Origin of the sequence: uncultured Actinomyces sp. (assembly GCF_963526355.1) — a bacterium.
Taxonomy (GTDB): domain Bacteria; phylum Actinomycetota; class Actinomycetes; order Actinomycetales; family Actinomycetaceae; genus Actinomyces.
Map to the genome: position 1 here is coordinate 1 of NZ_CAUROW010000180.1, position 2,762 is coordinate 2,762.

The 2,762-nt window shown below is 69.1% G+C and carries 4 protein-coding genes; 3 read left to right on the top strand and 1 reads right to left on the bottom strand.

All coding sequences use genetic code 11. The features are described 5' to 3' along the window. The 3 genes from RWR81_RS13460 to RWR81_RS13470 all read left to right on the top strand — a co-directional run. The coding region (locus RWR81_RS13460; protein ID WP_314458216.1) for a Beta-galactosidase C-terminal domain at positions 1 to 125 on the top strand (125 nt) is incomplete at its 5' end. 123 nt (positions 126 to 248) lie between these two features. Continuing rightward, positions 249 to 881, top strand: coding sequence for a hypothetical protein (locus tag RWR81_RS13465; protein ID WP_314458213.1), 633 nt, complete (start codon positions 249 to 251; stop codon positions 879 to 881). Between the two features lie 126 nt (positions 882 to 1,007). Beyond that, positions 1,008 to 2,051 (top strand): hypothetical protein, encoded by a 1,044-nt coding sequence (locus RWR81_RS13470; RefSeq protein ID WP_314458214.1) that lies wholly within the window; start codon positions 1,008 to 1,010, stop codon positions 2,049 to 2,051. Between the two features lie 64 nt (positions 2,052 to 2,115). Here RWR81_RS13470 and RWR81_RS13475 read toward each other — a convergent pair. Further along, the coding region (locus RWR81_RS13475) for an SbcC/MukB-like Walker B domain-containing protein (protein WP_314458215.1) at positions 2,116 to 2,762 on the bottom strand (647 nt) is incomplete at its 5' end.

Genomic DNA, 2,762 nt, shown 5'->3' on the forward strand with positions numbered 1-2,762 from the left:
TCCTCCTCAACCACGGCGACCGGGCCGCCGAGGTGGCCGGGATCGTGGGCACCGATCTCCTGACCGGCAAGGCGTGCACGGGGCATGTGGTCCTGGCTCCGCGTTCGGCGCTCGTGGTGCGCTGAAAGTGATCGGATGCCCCTCATGGGGAGGCCTTCCCGTGTCCCGGACGCACAAGGATGCGGCATCCTAAGTATCGCTGGAGCGAGCCCGGCTCCGCCATATCCCGATTCCTGAGAGCGTGTCCCGTGTCTATCCCCTCATCCCCGTATGCCCCTTCTTCGGGAGCTGCCGGCGTACCGGCTCAAGGCGCTCTTCCTGGAGACGGCCACACCTTTGAGAGCTCGGAGAACCCGGTGGTGGGGGCGCTGACTCCCGCCGTGGTCGGAGTACCGGCCTTTGAGCCCCGGCGTTCCAGGGCCTTGTGGGTGGGGATCGTCATGGTGGCCCTGGCCTGTGCGCTTCTGGGCGGGGGGACATACGTCTTTTTGGCATCGATCCGAGTCTTCGACGTGGTTTTCCACGGAGAGGGACTCATCAGTTGGCCGTCGGTCATTGCGGTGGTGACTGGCGCCCTCCTGGCTCTTGTCGCATTCGTCGTCTCCATTGTCGCAGTGCTCAGATCCCGTCCCAAGACCATGGCGGCCGTGCTCATCCTGGCGTCCCTGGTTCTTCCCGCGGCCGCGATGGCAGCCGGAGTCCACTACGGAGTCTCGGCGCTGGGGGACCGCACCATGGGGCAGGCCCTGGAGTACGCCGGCAGGGTGGAGCCCGAACAGGTCGACGCGGTGCTCGGCAGGGTCGAGGGCATGGGTGTCCAGATCCCCTGGCGCGAGGACATCATCAAGACCATCCGCTCGACCAAGGACATCGTGTCCTGACGGTGGAGTGGGGGCGGAGCTGTGAGGTTCTCGACGAGTCCCGGGGTGTCTCGTGCCGGGGGCGTTGGTGGCGTAGCCTCGTGGCCGTAGAGACCTCATCGATACCTTCCGGCAAGGAGCCTCATCGTGTCCCGTCCTCTCTCCCGTGGGCCGCAGTTCGACGACGACGCCGAGGTGGATGCGGTCGTCGACCGCGGACGGCCGACCGAGCGGATCGATCTCTCCGAGGCCGAGGCACAGGCGGGTGCCACCGAGGCGATCGCCATGCCGCCGGGCGGTGAGGGCTGGGGCTACCTGCCGCCGTCGACGTCAACTCCGCAGCTGGCCGCCTCACCCGACCAGCGCAGCCAGTACACTCAGGTCCTTCAGCCCATGCAGGCGCCGCAGACGATGGCCATGCCCGCCCAGGCCGTCTACCCGGCCGAGCCGGTTCAGCAGTCGCAGGTCGTCTATGTCAATCCCGAGCCCGTCCGCCCCGCGGCCTCTCGGGGGCCGGGGCAGCGGACCTGGAACGAGCCTGAGCCGGAACGGCCGGTGGCACTTCCCCGACCGCCCGAGCGCCGTCGTACGGCTGCGTTACCGTTGGGGACCATCATGGTGCTGGTGGCCTCGGGGCTCCTGGGATGGGGGACGTACACGCTGCTGACCACTCTCCACGTCTTCGAGATCGTCTCGAGTCAGACATGGTCCCCGAACTGGACGCCGATCGGCGCGGTCGTTGGCGGAGCGCTGCTGGCCTTCATCGCCTTCTTCGTCTCCTGTGCGGCTTTGGCCCGGGCCAAGCCGAAGTCCCCGGCGGTGCTGCTGTTCCTGGCCTCGTTGTTCCTGCCCCTGGCGGCGACAGCCGCGGGCGTCTACTACGGGGCGGGTGTGCTCAAGGAGCACACGGTGGCGGAGGCCGAGGGCTTCGTCGGTCAGATCAGGACCGGCGCTGTCGATCAGCTTCTCAGCAGTTTGCAGTCGGGAGTCCCCTTCCCCGGGCGCGAGGACATCATCAGTGTCCTCAACACGGTCAAGGACAAAACGATCGGCCAGGAAGGCGGCCAGCAGGGAGGATCCGACCAGCCCGGCGATCAGCAGGAGGAGCCGCAGGACGGAGCCGGCCAGGAAGGCGGCTCCGATCAGGAGGGTGCCCCGAACCCGGAGGGCCAGGACGGATCGCAGCAGTAATTGCGTGGAGGGCCGGTCCTGTCTCGGTGTGGCTGTGACCCGGACCCGTTGGTGGCCGAGTGCTTCAGGCGGTCACCCTCAGGGTGGACCCGCCCGAGGCGACGCGCCGCACTGCGATGCGCTCGGCGATCTGGTCTCGCAGCTCGGCCACGTGGGAGACGATGCCGACGGTGCGCCCGCCGGCGCGCAGGTGGTCGATCTGGGCCATGACCGTTTGGAGAGTGTCGGCGTCCAGGGTGCCGAAGCCCTCGTCGATGAAGAGGGTCTCCAGGCTCACGCCCCCGGACTCGGCCGAGACGACGTCGGCCAGGGCGAGGGCCAGTGACAGGGAGACGTAGAAGGTCTCCCCGCCCGAGAGGGTCCGGGGGTCGCGGGTACGCTCGTCACCGAGGTGGTCGACGACGGCCAGGCCCAGCCCTTTGCGGCGCCGGCGCTGGCTGGTCTCCTCGGCGACCCGGATGAGCTCGTAGCGTCCGGAGGACATCTGGGACAGGCGCTCGTTGGCGAAGACGAGGACCTCCTCGAAGCGGGCCTGCAGCACCCAGGTGGCCAGGGGCGTGCCGGCCTCGTTCTCCCCGCGGGCGAGCGAGGCCACCCGGATGAGGTCGGCGCTGGAGCCGGCCGCCTCCTCATAGGCGGTGGCCGCCTGCTCGACGCCGTCGACGGCCCGGCGCAGGTGCTCGTGGGACTCGGCGGTGCGCGCCTGGAGGG